Here is a 15,681-nt window from a genome sequence, read left to right as displayed (position 1 = left end):
AAAAATATGATGTGAAATCATGGGCTTCTGTCCGAATGCCGATGAATCATCAATGTCGCCGTGACCGGCAACTTTGCCTGCTTCACAATCCCGAACTCGTCGGTGGGGCGATTCTCGGGCAATTCATTGCAGGCATTGCAAGCCCGACCGATCAATCTGACTTTTTCTCCGAGCCGGAGAACATCGATTTCCATTCCTTGGAACCGGGCTTAGCTTGCCATTTCATCTTGTCGGACAGAACACTCAGGCCCTCAGAGACAGACGGGCGAACCTTGATCTGGTCATACCAACGTTTCACATTTGGATAATCTTCAAGGTCCTGGCCCTGCATTTTTCGGGGCCTGACCCATGTGAACGTAGCTATATCGGCTATCGAAAATTCGTCCGCCAGATATTCATGATCCGCCAGCCGGTTATCGAGCACTTTGTAAAGGCGAGCGGCCTCTTGTGTGTAGCGGTCTACCGCATATTCGATCTTCTCGGGCGCGTATGTTCTAAAATGGTGTGCCTGCCCGAGCATCGGCCCCATGCTACTCACCTGGAAGAAAAGCCATTGCAGGGCTTCCAGCCTTTTCACTTCAGACTTGGGAAGAAGCTTTCCGGTCTTTTCAGCCAGGTAGAGCAATATGGCGCCAGATTCGAATATCGCAACCGGCTCGCCATTTGGACCATCGTGATCGATGATGGCGGGAACCTTGTTGTTTGGACTGATCTTAAGAAATGCCGGATCGAACTGTTCACCGGCCAGAATATTGATTGGCGTAACTTTGCCAAGCAATCCCAATTCCGCCAAAGCAATCGTCGCCTTGTATCCGTTGGGAGTAGGCCAGAAAAACAGTTCGATCATAGCGTGCGACCTGCTCCCCTTATCCGACGATCTTGAGATGATTCGAACGGTCGAGAAGCATTCCCGGGTTCATAATCCAATCTGGATCAACAGCATTCTTTGCGCCAGCCAACATATCCCGGAAAAGCGGGTCCACTTCCTTGTCGTACCACGGACGGAAGCTGCGTCCGACCGCATGGTGGTGCGTGATTGTCGCGCCAAGCTCCGATATCGCATCAGAAGCCACGTCGGAAAGCGCCTGGTAATGTTCAAGGCTCGTCTCGTGCGTGGAAGGCGCAACGACGGAATAATAGGGCGCCGGCCCATCGGGATAGAGGAAGGAGAATCTGCGGCAAACAATGCCACCGCCGGTCAGCGCTTTTTGCGCCTCGCTGACCCGGCGAATAATTTCCGTGTCCACGGCTTCGAATTTGTCCCAGGTATAGGCCGTTTCAAAGGTAAAGCTGACCACGCCCATCGCAGCGCGCGTATGCATCAATCGCGGCAGGTAACGGAATTGCTCGCGCCAATTCCCCTGCGCGCCGCTGCGGCTTGACTTCAAGGCATCGCCGCCCGATCCGGTCTTGGTCACGACTTCACCGCCGTGGTCCTGGCAAATTTCAACGCCGCGCTCCAGCCAGACATCCACGGGATGATCCGCAGATTCAAAGCCAAGCAGCAGCACAGATTTTGTGCCATCACCAGCGCCATAAAACTGGGCATCTTGCGCGTCCAGATAACGACAATTCGCAGGAAACAGGCCTGCCTGTGTGATCTGCCGAATGGCTGCGGCACCTTGATAGAACGTGTCAAAGGTGATGGTCGCATTCGCCCGGAAGACCACTCGCCCCTGAAGCTTCATCCATGCCTGTGTGATAATCCCGAGCGAGCCTTCAGAACCGATAAAGAGGCGGTCGGGATCCGGGCCGGCACCTGATCCCGGCAATCTGCGATTTTCTATCGTTCCGCGCGGCGTTACGACCCTGAGGCTCTGCACCATATCGTCAATATGGGTAAGGTGGGTAGCATAGTGGCCCGAAGAACGCGTCGCAATCCAGCCGCCAAGCGATGAAAACTCCCAGGATTGCGGAATATGTCTCAATGTGAGGCCGTGCGGCTTTAGCTGATCTTCAAGCGAAGGCCCAAGCGTACCTGCCTGGATAAGTGCGCAGCGGGAGACCGGGTCAACCTCCAGCACCTGGTTCATGTTCCCCAAATCGATAATTACCGAACCGTCGCAATCCTCCGGGGCAGTAAAGCCGTCCGTGACACTTGATCCGCCGCCATATGGAATTGCCGCATAGCCATTATCACCGCACCAATCCAAAACTGCGGCAACCTCGGCCTCGTTGCGAGGATAGGCAATCACATCAGGCGGATTGGTAAAATCTCGCCGAAAAATGCGCGTCAGGTCCTTGAAGCTCTTGCCGTAGGAATGAGAAACGCGATCCCATTTGTCTGAATTACAAAAAGACGACAAGGAAGCAGGGATGGAGATCCGCGATTCCCTCAACTCGATTTCCTCGAGCGTTGGATCAGACAAGACCACCGGCTCATCAATGCCCAGGCGTTTGCCAACGCGAACGGCCATTTCCTTGACCTCAGCCTGGGAAATGACCTCGTCTTCGTATCCCCAGCTATGCCATTTGCGCCTCTTACCATAGTAGCCAGCTTGCTCAGTCATGATTCAATGCCCTCAGAAATCAGTTTGAGCACCAGAAGTTAACGGGTCGACGAACCTATTCTATTGCCATTGAAGTCAGTTTTTTGACAGATTCATTCAACTTCGTGCGCGGCCGGGATCTCCCTTGGATTGGAAAATTCAGACAAGAACCTCGGCTATTGCGGGCTGCTACAGGCCTCATGTTCAGGCGCGAGAAGCCCATCAGCCAATTCAACTGCTCGCGGTCGCTGCCTGCGAAGTGATTCGTTGTTAGGAACCGTTGCATGTCTGGCTCCAGCGTCGATCCCGAGACACTTCCCAGCCAGGGTCAGGTCTCATAAGTTGATTCAGAGGGCGCAGGAAGATGCCCGACAGACCAAGCTCATCCACGAGGCACGGGAAGAGTGGCAGGGTGTACGGCAACCGCATCTGCATGATGTTCTGCTTGATCAGGGTGAGCAGAGCTGTCCCAACCGTGTGGCTCGCCTTGCATGGCAAGCCGGGATCAAAGCTCAAGTTGGCTATAAGCGGCGTCCAGACAGCTATTGTGGCACGCCATCAGTTGTGATCGACAATACGTTGGATCGCCAGTTTGCAGTGTCAGCGTCCGACGCAGCATGGGTAACAGACACCACCTTCATCAGAACGCATGAGGGCTTCGCTTACCTCTCAGTGGTGATCGATCTCTATTCACGGCGGTGGTTGGTTGGCAGATACAAAGTCGGCAGACCGCTGATCTGGTCTGCCAGGCACTGCTGATAGCGGTGTGGCGCAGAAAGCCGAAGAACGTAGTTCTGATCCACTCCATCAGGGCTCACAGTTTATCTCCCGCGAATGAACCTGGCTCCTCCATGCCCACAATCTCAAGCACTCAATGGGCAGGCGCGGGAACTGCCATGATAATGCGTTCGCTGAGAGCTTCCTTAACCTGCTCAAACGCGAACGGATCCGAAGGCGGACATAAAAAACCCGCGCAGAAGCTCGGCAGGATGAGTTCGACTACATCGAAATTCTATAACCCCGTGCGAAAGCACGTGACGTGACCCCCTGGTTTCCACCAGCGGGGATTAGAGCCCAGCAGCTTTGTTGCGCATGAGCGCAGTGTAAGCAATGGCCTGTGCAGCGGAGCCCGAAGGGCGTAGCTGCACAGGCCATTGCTTATGCAGTTCGGCGGCGAACGCCGCCGGTGTCTCATATCCAAGGGCCGAGTGTGGCCGCGCCTGGTTGTAATCTTCGGCCCAGGCCGCGATCACTGTGCGGGCATGATCGAGGTCGAGGAACAGCGTCTCGTTCAGAAGCTCATCGCGCATCCGGCCATTGAAGCTCTCGACATAGCCGTTCTGCATCGGCTTGCCCGGCGCGATATAATGCCACTCGACCCCGACCTCACCGCACCATGCGAGCACCGCGTTCGATGTCAGCTCGGTCCCATTGTCGCTGACGATCATCCCCGGTCTGCCGCGCTCCTCGATCAGATCGCTGAGCTCGCGCACGACCCGGCGCCCGGAGATCGACGTGTCGGGCACCGCGCGCAGGCACTCCCGCGTGACATCGTCCACGATGTTGAGCACCCGGAACCGCCGACCTGACGCCATCTGATCATGCACAAAGTCGAGGCTCCACCGCTGGTTCGGCAGCGCGAGCACCGGTGCGGGCGCCCGCGCACCGATCGCCCGGCGCCGGTTGCGTCTTCGTCGGACCATCAGCCCCTCCTCTCGATACAGGCGCTGGGTCTTCTTCCTGTTGATCATCACGCCCTCCCGGCGCAGCAGGATATGCAGGCGCCGATAACCGAACCGGCGACGCTGCTGCGCCAACTCGCGCAGCTTCTCCCGAACCTCGGCATCGTCGCCACGCTGCGACCGGTAGCGCATGCTCTTCCGATCGGCGCCTGTGACACGGCACGCCCGCCGCTCGCTCATCCCATGGCAAGCCTGGAGATGGGCGACCGCTTCCCGCTGAACGGCGGGCGTCACCATTTTTTTGTGAGAAGATCCTTCAGCGCCGCATTGTCCAGCATCGAGTCCGCAAGCAACCGCTTCAGCTTCGCGTTCTCGTCCTCGAGCGAGCGTAGCCGCTTCGCCTCCGACACCTCAAGGCCGCCATACTTGGCCTTCCAGTTGTAGATCGTTGCTTCCGACACCCCGTGTCGCCGCGCCAGCTCGCCGGTCTTCGCGCCCGCCTCCGCTTCCTTCAACACCCCGATGATCTGCTCTTCCGAAAACCTCAAACGCTTCATCTGTCCGTCCTTCCTTCAAGACCGGACTCTAATCACTGTTGGAGGAAAATCAGGGGGTCACGTCACACGCCACAAACCCCATGTTGTCACCTGTGAACTTCGAACGACAGCAAAAAACAAACAATGAAGGCGTCTAGATCACTAGGCGCTATTCACTTCAATGTCTTCAATCTCAATGTTCCCCGTCAGCGCCTATGGCCCAGTTCATCGATCCGAAGTCAGGTGAAGTCTTGTCATTGCCGCTCCAATCGGAGACAAGTGGTCTCAACTTTGGTGACGCGAAAATGACCCACATCTCATACAAAAAAGAATTTTCAGATATTCGACAAGTTACATCGTTGAGACTCCTTGTTTATTTCGCGCGCGAACACGACATTCCAGCCCTCGAAATCCTGAAAGGAACGGAATTAGATCTGGATGATATTGAAGACCCATATTGCGAAATTCAGGTCTGGCAAGAACTCCGAGCAATTCAAAACTTGCTGGAGATAGACGATGATCCTGCCAACGGCGTGATTTTGGGAATGCGCCAACACCTGACCTGTTATGGAACACTAGGTTTCGCCATGATGGCTAGCCGCACGCTGGAACAAGCGCTAACGATTGGCGCCAAATTCTACAAGATATCTTTGTGGATCAACGAAGTTTCCGTTGTCCGAGATCCTGACACCATCAAATTCGTGATTCTTGGGCACAAGCTGCCACCATTCAGTCAACACTTTCTAGCTACAAGAGGCATGGCTGCCCTGGTTACCTGGGTCCAAGAGTTAACCAATTCCGAAGTATATCCATGCCAAACTTCATTCAAGAACGATAGACCGGACAATATGGATGAGGTTGGAAAGGCGTTTGGAACAGAAACGCTATTTGGGCAGAAAAACTATTCAATTTCATTCAATCGCAGCTTGTTTCGTATGCAATTGAAATTCGATGACCGTTGGTCACGCATGAGATTAGAGGACAAGCTGAGCAACACCCTTGAAAGGCGCCACTCAAGTACAAAAAACAGAGTCAAGGAAATGCTTCTGCAGATGTCAAATGAAAAGCTGTCCACTGAGCCAGAAATTTGTCGAGCTTTAGGGTGCTCAATGAGTACTCTGAGGCGTCGTTTGCATACAGAAGAAACAAATTTTCGACAAATCCAGTCCGAAGTTATTTTTGAACGTGCTTGCCAGCTCTTATTATCATCAACCATGACATTAGAGCAGATCGCTTACACGCTTGGATACTCTGAAGCAGGTAGTTTTTGTCGAGCTTTTAAACGGGTCGGTGGAATGGCACCCGGTCGTTGGCGCAAAGCGAATACATCCTAGCGATTCCACTGCTCAAGCTACAACCTACTCGGCAGGGCGCTTCGACCTCGACTTTTGGTTCTCATGTTCGTTCCTTCGTCACTACGACGAGAACCAAAACCCTCCTAAACTTCAACCGCTAATCTGTCTCATGAACGCTGACGGGGAACAGTCGCAGCTCTCATAAGCCTCTCTGTTGCGCCATCGCGTGATTTCATACTCGGCCGCGCCGTCAAAATAATCGAACACTGGAAATGGAATTCGACGCTGGGCGAGACGATGAAAATCAGTCACATTGTGACAGCCTGGAATATTCATCTGCGTCACTCCAAATCTAGGAGTTTTTGATGATCTTTTTGGATCGTCTTCTTATCAATCTTACCGGACGCGATACGAACCAATGGCTCGGTTGTGACCCGGATGTGCTTTGGGATTTTGAAACCGGCAATCTTGAGCTTCAGATTTGATCTTATGGCGTCGACGTCTACTTCCCGATCAACATATATTGTCGCCGCAACATCCTCGCCCAGCCTTTGGTCGGCTACGCCGTAAACGCTGACCTCAATAATTGCCGGATCGTTTAACATTGCCGATTCCACCTCGGCGCAACCGATATTTTCACCACCCCGAATGATGATCTGTTTCAACCGATCTACGATGTAGAGATATCCATCTTCGTCGAGATAAGCGATATCTCCCGTCCTGAACCAACCACCTTCCAGAAAATCGCCGCTCGAATCTGGTCGGTCCCAATATTTGTGAATCACCGAGGTTCCTCGAACAAGCAATTCTCCGCGCTCTCCGGCCTTTACAAAGTTATCGTCGCTGTCAACAATTCCGAGCTCAAGAACCGCGCTCACCCTGCCCGAACTGGATGGTCGCATTAGATATTCTTCGCCACCGATCGACGTGCCGATCGAGTTGGTTTCAGTCATCCCCCATCCGGTGTTCGGCTTTGCATTCTTGAATGTCTCGTCAATGCCCTTCACTTGAGATTCAGCGCGCGCCGATCCGCCGCCACCCACGGCGAGCAAGCTGCTCACATCTTTATCCTGCTTTTGCGCCGCCAGCATAAGGTCTCCCGTCATTGCGGGCGTTCCAACAAAGCTGACAATTTTTTCTGCCTCAACCAACTCGACAGCGACATTCGGGTCCCATTTGTACATCGCAACAGTCTTCCGCTTTCTGCGGAAACTGGTCAGCAATACAGCAAGAAGTCCGTTGACGTGAAAAAGCGGCATGCCAAGCAAGGCTGCGTCCGGATAATGCGGCTTCGATTGCCCTTTGGGCGCGCCACCGTGGATTGTTGCCAAAACTGCCAGATCAAGCTCCCAGGACAAGAGCGCCGCAATGATGTTGCGGTGCGTCGAGACGGACCCTTTGGGGTGGCCAGTCGATCCCGATGTAAACAAGATGACCGCATCATCATCGGGTTCGATTTGGATATCGGGAAGCTCGCCGTGCTGACGCAGAAGCTGATCGATGGGTGTGGCACGGTCACATGGCTCTGAACGGACCGAAATAAGAGTCAGAAAATCAAGACCACTTTGGAGTTTGACTCTGTCAAGCCGTTCCTGGTCGACTATGGCCACCTTTGCCCCGATATGCCTAATGCCATACTCAAGCTCGTCCGATTCCCACCATGCATTGAGCCCCGCGACGATCCCTCCGATAGAAGTTATCGCCGCAAATGCGAGCGCCCATTCAGGGTAGTTGCGAAGGCCAATTGCGACCCGGTCGCCAGGTTTGACTCCATAGTCATCGATCAGGCGTCTGCCCAGATTTGACGCACGCTGATAGAATTCCTCAAACGTGTAGCGCTCATCATTATAGACAAAAAATGTCTTCTCGCAGCGCGCTTCGCTAATCAGCTGTCTGAGCGAGGTGGGTGCGTTTACGAACCACTTTACCTCGTTTCCATTCACACAGACATTTTGCAGTTCATACTTTCTTCCGGGTGCCGTAAGTTTTGCAATAGCTCTTGCCCTATCCACGATCCCAACCTTTCTAATCCTTCGCTGCAACTTTTGCTCAAATCGGCACAAGACTAATACGCTAACCGGTCGCGTCCGTCAAGGTGGTGTAATTTCGGCTGTGGCCGTGGGCCATCGTCAGGCGGCTTTGGCGGTGATGTGTAGGGGCTGATTTTCCTCCTCGATCATGGGTTGGTTGAGTTCGGCCATGCCTTCGATCTGCATGTATCGGTGCTGGAGCTGCCACTCGTCGTTCTGCTCCATCAGCACAGCCCCGACGAGGCGGATGATGCTGTCTTCGTTCGGGAAGATTCCGACGACGTCGGCGCGGCGCTTGACCTCCTTGTTGAGCCGCTCGAGCGGATTGGTTGAGTGTAACTTCGTGCGGTGCTGGGTGGGAAAGCCGGTGTAGGCGAGCACGTCGGTTTCGGCCTCGTCCATGCAGGCGCCGAGCTTGGGCCAACGGGTGCGCAACTGGTCGGCGACCTGTCGCCAGACCTGCGTTGCGCTTTTCTGATCGGGCTGCAGGAAGACCTGGCGGATCGCGGCGGCGACGACAGTGTTCTGGCCCTTGGGCACATAGGACAGGGCATTGCGCATGAAGTGCACCCGGCAGCGCTGCCAGGTGGCGCCCATGACGCGGGTGATCGCGCCCTTGAGGCCCTCGTGAGCATCGGAGATGACCAGCTTCACGCCGGTAAGACCGCGCCGAACAAGGTCCTTCAGGAAGTCGGACCAGAAGACCTCCGCTTCCGAGGGGCCGATATGCAGGCCGACGATCTCGCGCCGGCCCTCGGTGTTGACGGCCATGGCGATTATTGCGGCAACGCTGATGATCCGCCCGCCTTCGCGTACCTTGAGATAGGTGGCATCGAGCCAGAGATACGGCCATTCGCCGGTGAGCGGGCGTTTCAGAAAGGCATGGACGCGCTCGTCAATGTCCTTGCAAAGCTTGGAGACGGTGGACTTGGAGATGCCGGTCATGCCCATGGCCTGGACGAGTTCATCGACCCGCCGGGTGCTGACCCCGCCGATCCACGCTTCCTGGATCACCGCAACCAGCGCTTTCTCGACCATCTTGCGGGGCTCAAGGAAGCCCGGAAAGTAGGACCCAGCACGCAGCTTGGGGATTTTCAGGTTCAGCGTGCCTACCCGGGTATCCAGCGAACGGTCGCGATAGCCGTTGCGCCAGGTCGCGCGCTCGCTGCTGCGTTCGTGGCGACCCGCGCCGATCAGGCCATCAACGTCGGCCTCCATGATCAGCTGCAGCACGTTCTCGGCGATGGTGCGCAAAAAATCCGGTTGGCCGCCCTTCGCAGCAAGCTCTTCGATCAGTAATCTGTCCTCGGTCATCGGGAACTCCTCTTCGTCACGGTTGAAGTGTGCAAACTCCACCATAACGATGAACCCGGTGGCCACCAGCGACGCCGCATTCCGGGGTGGGGCATGCCCCACCCCGGAATACACCATCGCCTACACCGGAAATTACACCACGAGCGCGGACGCTAACGAGCACGGCTGAAGCCTGTCGCCGGATCGCGGTCAGCGAGCAGACCTATTATCGGTGGCGCAAGGAGTATGGCGGCCTGAAGACCGACCAGGCGCGGCGGATGAAGGATCTGGAGAAGGAGAACCAGCGGCTGCGCCGGGCGATCTCGGACCTGACCTTGGACAAGCTGATCTTGCAGGAGGCTGCACGGGGAAACTTCTGAGCCCCGCGCGGCGGCGGCGCTGCATCGATCAGGTACGACGGGATCTGCCAGTCCGGGTATCCGAGCGACGGATATGCCGGGTGCTGGGTCAGCATCGATCGACGCAGCGCAAGATGCCGCGCGGGGCGGATGACGAACAGGCACTGACCGAGGACATCATTGCATTGGCGAAGCAATATGGTCGTTACGGCTACCGCCGGGTCACGGCGTTGCTGTGCCATGCGGGATGGACGGTGAACCATAAACGTGTCGAGCGGATATGGCGGCGTGAAGGACTGAAAGTCCCGCAGCGCCAGCCAAAGCGCGGGCGTCTATGGCTCAATGACGGATCGTGCATCCGGCTACGCCCCGAATATCCGGGGCATGTCTGGGCCTACGATTTCGTCGAGGGGCGGACGCATGACGGTCGCAAGTTCCGCATCCTCACGATCATCGACGAGGCCAGCAGGGAATGCCTGGCGCTCATCGTTGCACGGCAACTCAAGCATGAGGATGTTCTGGCGGCCCTGGCCGACCTGTTCATCTCGCGTGGGCCGCCAGCGCATATACGATCCGATAATGGTAGCGAGTTTATCGCGACCGCCGTCCAGAAATGGCTGGGGCAGATCGGCGTAAAGACCCTCTATATCGCGCCGGGATCACCATGGGAAAATGGCTATAACGAAAGCTTCAACGGGTCGCTTCGCGACGAACTGCTCAATGGCGAGATCTTCTACAGCCTCGCCGAGGCCAGGGTGCTGATCGAGGCATGGCGGCGGCATTACAACACCGTCCGCCCGCATAGCAGCTTGGGCTACCGGCCACCGGCACCGGAAACGGCGACACCGCCATATCCGGCCTCCGGTTCCGCTTCGCTCCACCTCCGTCCGGATATGGCGGCGATGAGCTTAATGCACTAACAAACCAATCGGTCCACTCGGTGGGGGCAGACCAAAACTCCGCCTATATCCAGCAATACATCAAGCGCGGCACGCCCGCGCGTCTCGATCAAAGCGACATCGCTCAGCTGGCTCTGCATTTCGATGTTCCTGCCAAATTGCTCGGGGGAAAAGAGAGCCCTTCAACTCCGCGACGTTCGGTCATCACTGTGCCGGTAATTGAGGCCAAGGGCTTGGAAATCCCACAGGAACGATCTCGGATCGTAGATGAAGCCTGGCTAAGACGCCTATGCAACAGGCCTGCAGGTTTGGCGATCTTACCCATTGCTGGTGAGGCTATGCAGCCGACCCTGCAGAATGGCGACGAAGTCATAATCCAAAGGCTGCGCTCTCACGATGCCCTTCAAGACGGGCTCTACGCTGTCCGGGGATCGTCAGAGACGTTCGTCAGGCGGATCGCTCTGGATCCGACCAAAAATCGCATTTCTGTCCTGACCGACCATCCCGCTTATCCAAGCTGGAACGGTGTTCAGCGAAAGGCGATCAATGTCGTCGGCAGAGTGATCTGGATTGGTTCTCAGGTGTGGTGAGTGGGAGCTATGCTGCCTGCGACATACGCCAACTTGCGCAGTGAATGCCCACTGCTCGGGATAAGTCCAACGGTTTGCCGCGATCGAATTTCCGCTCATCGCAAAGGTCCCAAGATGGGGGTATTGCAGGGGGTATTTTTGGCGAAGCTAATAGAGAACTGCCAATTTAACAGCTGCTTAAGTGAGGTTGGTGGATCCCTCCTCCGCTACCAACCCATCTAAATTGTTGAACTATTAGATAGTTTGCGAGATCGATGGCTGCCGCATCTATCGGTCGTTTTATCTAACCCATTGAAATATTGAGGTTGGTTTCCGAATTCAGGATCGTCGCTTGACGCCTTCTGACTGGGGAATTGGAAATGGCTGATCCTCGCACGGCCGGGAACTGACGCCACCATTGGTGACACCGGACGGCAGTCTTCTTGGGATCAGCGTTCAACCCCGTAGAGCCCGGTAGACAAGATCCTGCGACACCGTACTGAGCGGCGGGATTTCCGGATGGGGCATGGCCCGGTTGGTCATCCCGACGAAGACGATATCATGCTCCGGATCGGCCCAGAACCAAGTGCCATGGGCACCCGCCCACTCATAGGTGCCCTTGCCGACGGGGCGGCTCGCCTTGTCCGGATCGATGCAGACCATGCCGTTCATGCCGTGGCCGTTGCCGCCGCCTATGACATAGTGGAGCGTGTTGTAGCTGTTCGCGAGGAAATCGTCCGGCAGCGCGTTGGTCAGCATCAGGTCGATGCTCTCGGGCTTCAGGATGCGCGTGTCGCCGAGGGTGCCGCGGTTGAGCAGCATGCGAGCGAAACGCGCATAGTCGGCAATAGTCGAACGGAAGCTGCTGCCGCCCAGCGGGAAGATGACCTCCTGCATTTCCAGCATATTGCCGGGCCGCAGCCGCCGGGTCCCGGCGTCCATCGCATAGCCGGGCACGAGGCGGGCATTCTGCGCGTGACTCAGCGCGAAGCCGCTGTCGGCCATGCCCAGCGGGTCGAAAATCCGTTCTTCCAGGAAGCGGTCGTAGCGGAGGCCTGTAATCCGTTCGACGATCGACGCCTGCAGGTCCATGGCGATGCTGTATTCCCAGCGCGTTCCGGGTTCATACCGGAGCGGCAGCCGGGCGTAGCGACCGACAAGATCGGTCAGCGATTTTGCCCCGAAGATGTCGATCCGGGCGACGGTCGCCAAGATCTCGTCCATCGTGTCGCCGAACCCGTGCCCGCTGCTGTGGGTGAACAGCTCGCGCAGCACCGGCTCGCGCGAGGCCTGACTGCCGGGAAGTTCGGCGATGCCGTCGAATTCGGGAAGATATTTCGACAGCGGATCGTCAAAGCTCCACTTTCCTTCCTCGTAGAGGAGCAGCATTGCGGCGGCGGTCATCGGCTTCGTCATCGAATAAAGGCGGAAGATCGCGTCGCTGCGGAGGGGGGCGGGATCGTCGATGTCGCCCCGGCCGATTGCTTCGTGCAGCACGACCTTGTCGCCCCGCGCGAGGAAAATGACCGCGCCCGGCAGGTTTCCGTGTCCCACGGCCGTATGCAGAAACAGCCGCAGTTCCTGCAAGGGTTCGGCCGCAAAGCCGGCGTCCGACGCGGTGGAGGGTGTGAAATCGAAGCTGCTCATTGATTTTCCTGACATTTATTCCGCGATTGGCGAGACGGATCTGTTTTTGAACCGGACGGTCAGGCCGGCTCGAGACGCGCCTTGACGCGCTCGAGATAGCCGGTGAGGTGAGCCTCGAAATGGCTTTTCAGGCCGTCGATTGCCGTTGCGACGGCGGTCCTGCTGCCCTCCGCGGGCGGTTCGATGCCCATCCGCGTATGGCAATCGATCGTGTAGTGCACGCCACCCGGAGCTTCCCGTGCGTGATAAGTCGCATAAACCAGCACATCGTTCGGAACCGACAGGAATTCGACGAACAGGCTGAGCCGCCGTTCGGTATCGTCGCGTTCGGTTATATGGACGATCCGCCGATCCGCAGCATCGCCGTCCTGCTCGAGCTGCATGCGATAACCACTCAGAACCGCGGCGGGCTCATCGATCCGCTCGATGACATAACCGTCCGCCTGCCACTGCCGGGCCTCGGCGAACGTATCGATAATATCGGCCCAGACGGCATCGGGTTCGGCGGCGATGTCGGCGGCGAGGTGGTTGACGATCGTGACGAATATGGCGGGTTTGGTCATGTTTGCTCCGTTGCGTCGGTGGCCCAGCAGCCGGATCAGCCGTGCCTCAGATAGAAAGCTCGCAGGAAGCTGTGCATCGCGGCGGGCTTTACCGTGATGTGCGTTTCATCGTCGAAGAACCGACCCGAGAAGGTCAGACCCTTCAGCGGGGTTGTCCCGGCGAGCTGCATGAACTCGACGGTGCCGCCCCCGACCATCGGCTGGTAAATTCCGGGATCGGTGATCTCGCGCGCCGCGACGGTCATATGGAGATGGCGGTCCGAGAGTCCGCCCTTCGCGACCGCTTCGGCGTACAAGTCGAAGATCACCGACCGGCCGACGAGAATGCCGGGACTGCTGGCGCCGAAATGCCGGAAGATCGTGCGATCCTGAAGCGCCGCATAGGTGGCGAAGAGGCCGCCGTAGGAATGGCCGAACAGGCCGATGCTGTCGGTCTCGATGCGATAGGTCCGACAGATGAAGGGATGGAGTTCCTTGGTGAGAAAGGCGAGGAAGCGGTCGCCCGCCGGGTTTTCCAGATTATGGATGTAGAGTTCGATGCCGGCCGGGTCGAGCACGCCGTTGTCGGCGCTGTTTCGCATATTCTCGACCATGCCGGAGGGGAGAGCCTCGTTCGGCGGCAGCAGGTCGCGGGCACGAACGGCAAGCGCGCGCCCGGCGTCTTCGTCGGTATAGCCGACGCAAATCTGGATGGTCGCCTGAAACGGGTCCATCAAGTCCCATTCATTCAAATCGCAGAGCCCGGCGGTGAAGGCCGTGTTTCGATTCCCGTCCGGCGAATAGATCGCCGGGAAGCGGCGATCCGGTTCCCGGTCGTAGCTGGTCGGCGTCGTCACCCAGACGGCATAGCGAGCCCCCGCTTTTTCGGAATCAATCTCGAAATACTGCGTCCGGGGGAACATGGAGATGGCGGGCAAGGGGCGGGTGCTGATCCGCTCCTCGCCGGGTTGATCGATGTCCTGCATAATCCATCTCCCGAATGGCTGGGGTCGTTTCGTGTACCGGCTTCGCTCCGGAGAGCGCGCTCGATGCCCGCCGTAAGCGGCCATTTGACCGCACGCTTTCGATTACGTACATAACTGTTTTTTTGGCGGATCGAATTGCCGTTCGGCGGGAGGGCGACATGCTTCATACGGCTGACAGCCGACCGGCCATGCAAGCCGCGGATCGCCGGACGGCAATAGTATCGCGGTTACCGGAAGGGATAGCGCCCACGGCCTTTCGGAAGATCGCCGCAGTGTTCCCTGCTCGGGCCTATGCGCTGGAGCAAAGCGACATCGAACCCATCGTCCCGGTCGACCGCTATCTTTCTCTCGGCGAGCCCTGTCATTATCGCATGATCATGGCGAACCCGGTCGTCAGCGGTTTCTCGGAATTCTGCGGGCTCTCTGACGGTTTTTTCGTGGCGGTCAGCGACGTCGACCTTGCGGCGCCGCTTGCCTGCGAGATTTCCACTCCCGAAGCCTTGCGGATACGCGTCGCCCATGACGGCGATGGCGAGTATCTGCCGTCGCAGGACAAGATGATCGATATCCGCGGACGCAGCGCGGGCGTGGTCATCGAACCGCCGGACGCGCCACCGGCAAAACTTGTCTCGTGCGGGCATCATCGGGCCGTCCAGATTATCGTTCACCGGTCGACGCTTCGGCGCCTCTATCCGCAGGACGAGGGGCTGCCGGCCGTGATCCGGGCGTTCCTCGCAGATAGGCTGGACCATAGGGTCGCGAAGCAGTTGAGTTGCGGGCCTGCCTTGCTTCGCTGCCTCGAAGACCTGCATAATTGTTCGCTGAGCGGGCGTAGCCGGTGGCTTTTCTTTCGCTCCAAGGCGGTCGAGATATTGTGCCATGTCTTCGAAATGCTGGAAGAGAAAGACGATGGCGGCCTGACGGAGCCTTCGGCTCTCATCGATCGGGCGGTCAACAGGGCGAAGAACCTGTTGCGCGAACACTATGCGGCACCGCCGTCGCTTGACGATCTGGCGCGCGAGGTGGGGCTCAGCCGCACAGGTCTTTGCTCCAATTTCCATCGTTTGACGGGGCAGACCGTTTTCGGTTTCATCACCGAACTCAGGATGCAGCATGCACTAGCGATGCTGGACCGTTATGACGTCCCGATCACCGAGATCGCATATGCGGTCGGCTATCATTATCCGTCGAGTTTTACGGTGGCCGTCCAGCGCCGCTTCGGCGCCTCGCCCAGAGAGTTGCGGCGGCGGGGCCATCCGGGTGGCGAGGCCGTGCTGTCTGTGTAGGTGTCTTGACGGCCGGAGATGCGGATCCAAACCTCGACCGGATGGCGGAAACGGTGGACCGGACGCGG

General features: G+C 57.5%; 11 protein-coding genes and 2 pseudogenes. 5 read left to right on the top strand and 8 right to left on the bottom strand.

From position 1 onward, the window contains the following. Nucleotides 1–151 precede the first annotated feature (151 nt). Entirely contained in the window at nucleotides 152–847 is a 696-nt protein-coding gene (locus LH19_RS13865) for a glutathione binding-like protein (RefSeq protein WP_054588525.1), read from the bottom strand. Nucleotides 848–866: 19 nt separating this feature from the next. Continuing rightward, nucleotides 867–2,510 carry an FAD-binding oxidoreductase gene (locus LH19_RS13860; protein WP_054588524.1) on the bottom strand — a complete coding sequence of 548 codons (1,644 nt, stop codon included), beginning with the start codon at nucleotides 2,508–2,510 and terminating at the stop codon, nucleotides 867–869. A gap of 321 nt (nucleotides 2,511–2,831) precedes the next feature. Between LH19_RS13860 and LH19_RS29470 the strand changes: the two are divergent. After that, nucleotides 2,832–3,523, top strand: a pseudogene (locus tag LH19_RS29470) (IS3 family transposase); the annotation flags it as partial. A gap of 33 nt (nucleotides 3,524–3,556) precedes the next feature. On the opposite strand, the gene LH19_RS13855 reads toward LH19_RS29470, so the two are convergent. After that, a protein-coding gene (locus tag LH19_RS13855) for an IS3-like element ISSpma3 family transposase (RefSeq protein ID WP_120218809.1) occupies nucleotides 3,557–4,728 on the bottom strand; the annotation gives its coding sequence in 2 pieces (ribosomal slippage) (nucleotides 3,557–4,476 and nucleotides 4,476–4,728; 1,173 coding nt in all). A gap of 194 nt (nucleotides 4,729–4,922) precedes the next feature. Here LH19_RS13855 and LH19_RS28030 point away from each other — a divergent pair. Continuing rightward, on the top strand, nucleotides 4,923–6,041 hold the full coding sequence (locus LH19_RS28030; protein WP_082395699.1) for an AraC family transcriptional regulator: 1,119 nt from the start codon (nucleotides 4,923–4,925) through the stop codon (nucleotides 6,039–6,041). A 302-nt stretch (nucleotides 6,042–6,343) separates the two neighbouring features. Here LH19_RS28030 and LH19_RS13845 read toward each other — a convergent pair whose 3' ends face one another. Continuing rightward, nucleotides 6,344–8,014: a class I adenylate-forming enzyme family protein gene (locus LH19_RS13845; protein ID WP_158514399.1), complete on the bottom strand. Its 1,671-nt coding sequence runs from the start codon at nucleotides 8,012–8,014 to the stop codon at nucleotides 6,344–6,346. A 117-nt stretch (nucleotides 8,015–8,131) separates the two neighbouring features. After that, nucleotides 8,132–9,346 carry an IS256-like element ISSpma2 family transposase gene (locus LH19_RS13840; RefSeq protein WP_006954973.1) on the bottom strand — a complete coding sequence of 405 codons (1,215 nt, stop codon included), beginning with the start codon at nucleotides 9,344–9,346 and terminating at the stop codon, nucleotides 8,132–8,134. Nucleotides 9,347–9,504: 158 nt separating this feature from the next. On the opposite strand from LH19_RS13840, the pseudogene LH19_RS13830 reads away from it, so the two are divergent. Both LH19_RS13830 and LH19_RS28690 read left to right on the top strand, forming a co-directional pair. Further along, nucleotides 9,505–10,604, top strand: a pseudogene (locus LH19_RS13830) (IS3-like element ISSpma1 family transposase); the annotation flags it as partial. A 20-nt stretch (nucleotides 10,605–10,624) separates the two neighbouring features. Next, a complete protein-coding gene (locus LH19_RS28690; RefSeq protein WP_145923367.1) occupies nucleotides 10,625–11,173 on the top strand; it encodes a S24 family peptidase in 549 nt (182 codons plus the stop codon). Nucleotides 11,174–11,608: 435 nt separating this feature from the next. Here LH19_RS28690 and LH19_RS13820 read toward each other — a convergent pair whose 3' ends face one another. From LH19_RS13820 to LH19_RS13810, 3 genes are read right to left on the bottom strand one after another with little or no spacing between them, the layout of a single operon-like run. Next, the gene (locus LH19_RS13820; protein ID WP_054728995.1) at nucleotides 11,609–12,799 is read right to left on the bottom strand and encodes a serine hydrolase domain-containing protein; all 1,191 of its coding nucleotides are present in this window, start codon (nucleotides 12,797–12,799) and stop codon (nucleotides 11,609–11,611) included. A gap of 59 nt (nucleotides 12,800–12,858) precedes the next feature. After that, the gene (locus LH19_RS13815) at nucleotides 12,859–13,362 is read right to left on the bottom strand and encodes an SRPBCC family protein (RefSeq protein ID WP_054728991.1); all 504 of its coding nucleotides are present in this window, start codon (nucleotides 13,360–13,362) and stop codon (nucleotides 12,859–12,861) included. A 35-nt stretch (nucleotides 13,363–13,397) separates the two neighbouring features. Continuing rightward, complete coding sequence (locus LH19_RS13810; RefSeq protein ID WP_054728989.1) at nucleotides 13,398–14,327, bottom strand: alpha/beta hydrolase; 930 nt, start codon at nucleotides 14,325–14,327, stop codon at nucleotides 13,398–13,400. 158 nt (nucleotides 14,328–14,485) lie between these two features. Between LH19_RS13810 and LH19_RS13805 the strand changes: the two genes are divergently transcribed. Then, nucleotides 14,486–15,613 (top strand): helix-turn-helix transcriptional regulator, encoded by a 1,128-nt coding sequence (locus tag LH19_RS13805; protein WP_167346278.1) that lies wholly within the window; start codon nucleotides 14,486–14,488, stop codon nucleotides 15,611–15,613. The last annotated feature ends 68 nt before the right edge of the window (nucleotides 15,614–15,681 follow it).

It is taken from the genome of Sphingopyxis macrogoltabida (assembly GCF_001314325.1).
Taxonomy (GTDB): Bacteria; Pseudomonadota; Alphaproteobacteria; order Sphingomonadales; family Sphingomonadaceae; genus Sphingopyxis; species Sphingopyxis macrogoltabida.
The sequence above is the reverse complement of the archived record's forward strand: the minus strand, read 5'-3'. Positions and strand labels throughout refer to the sequence as shown.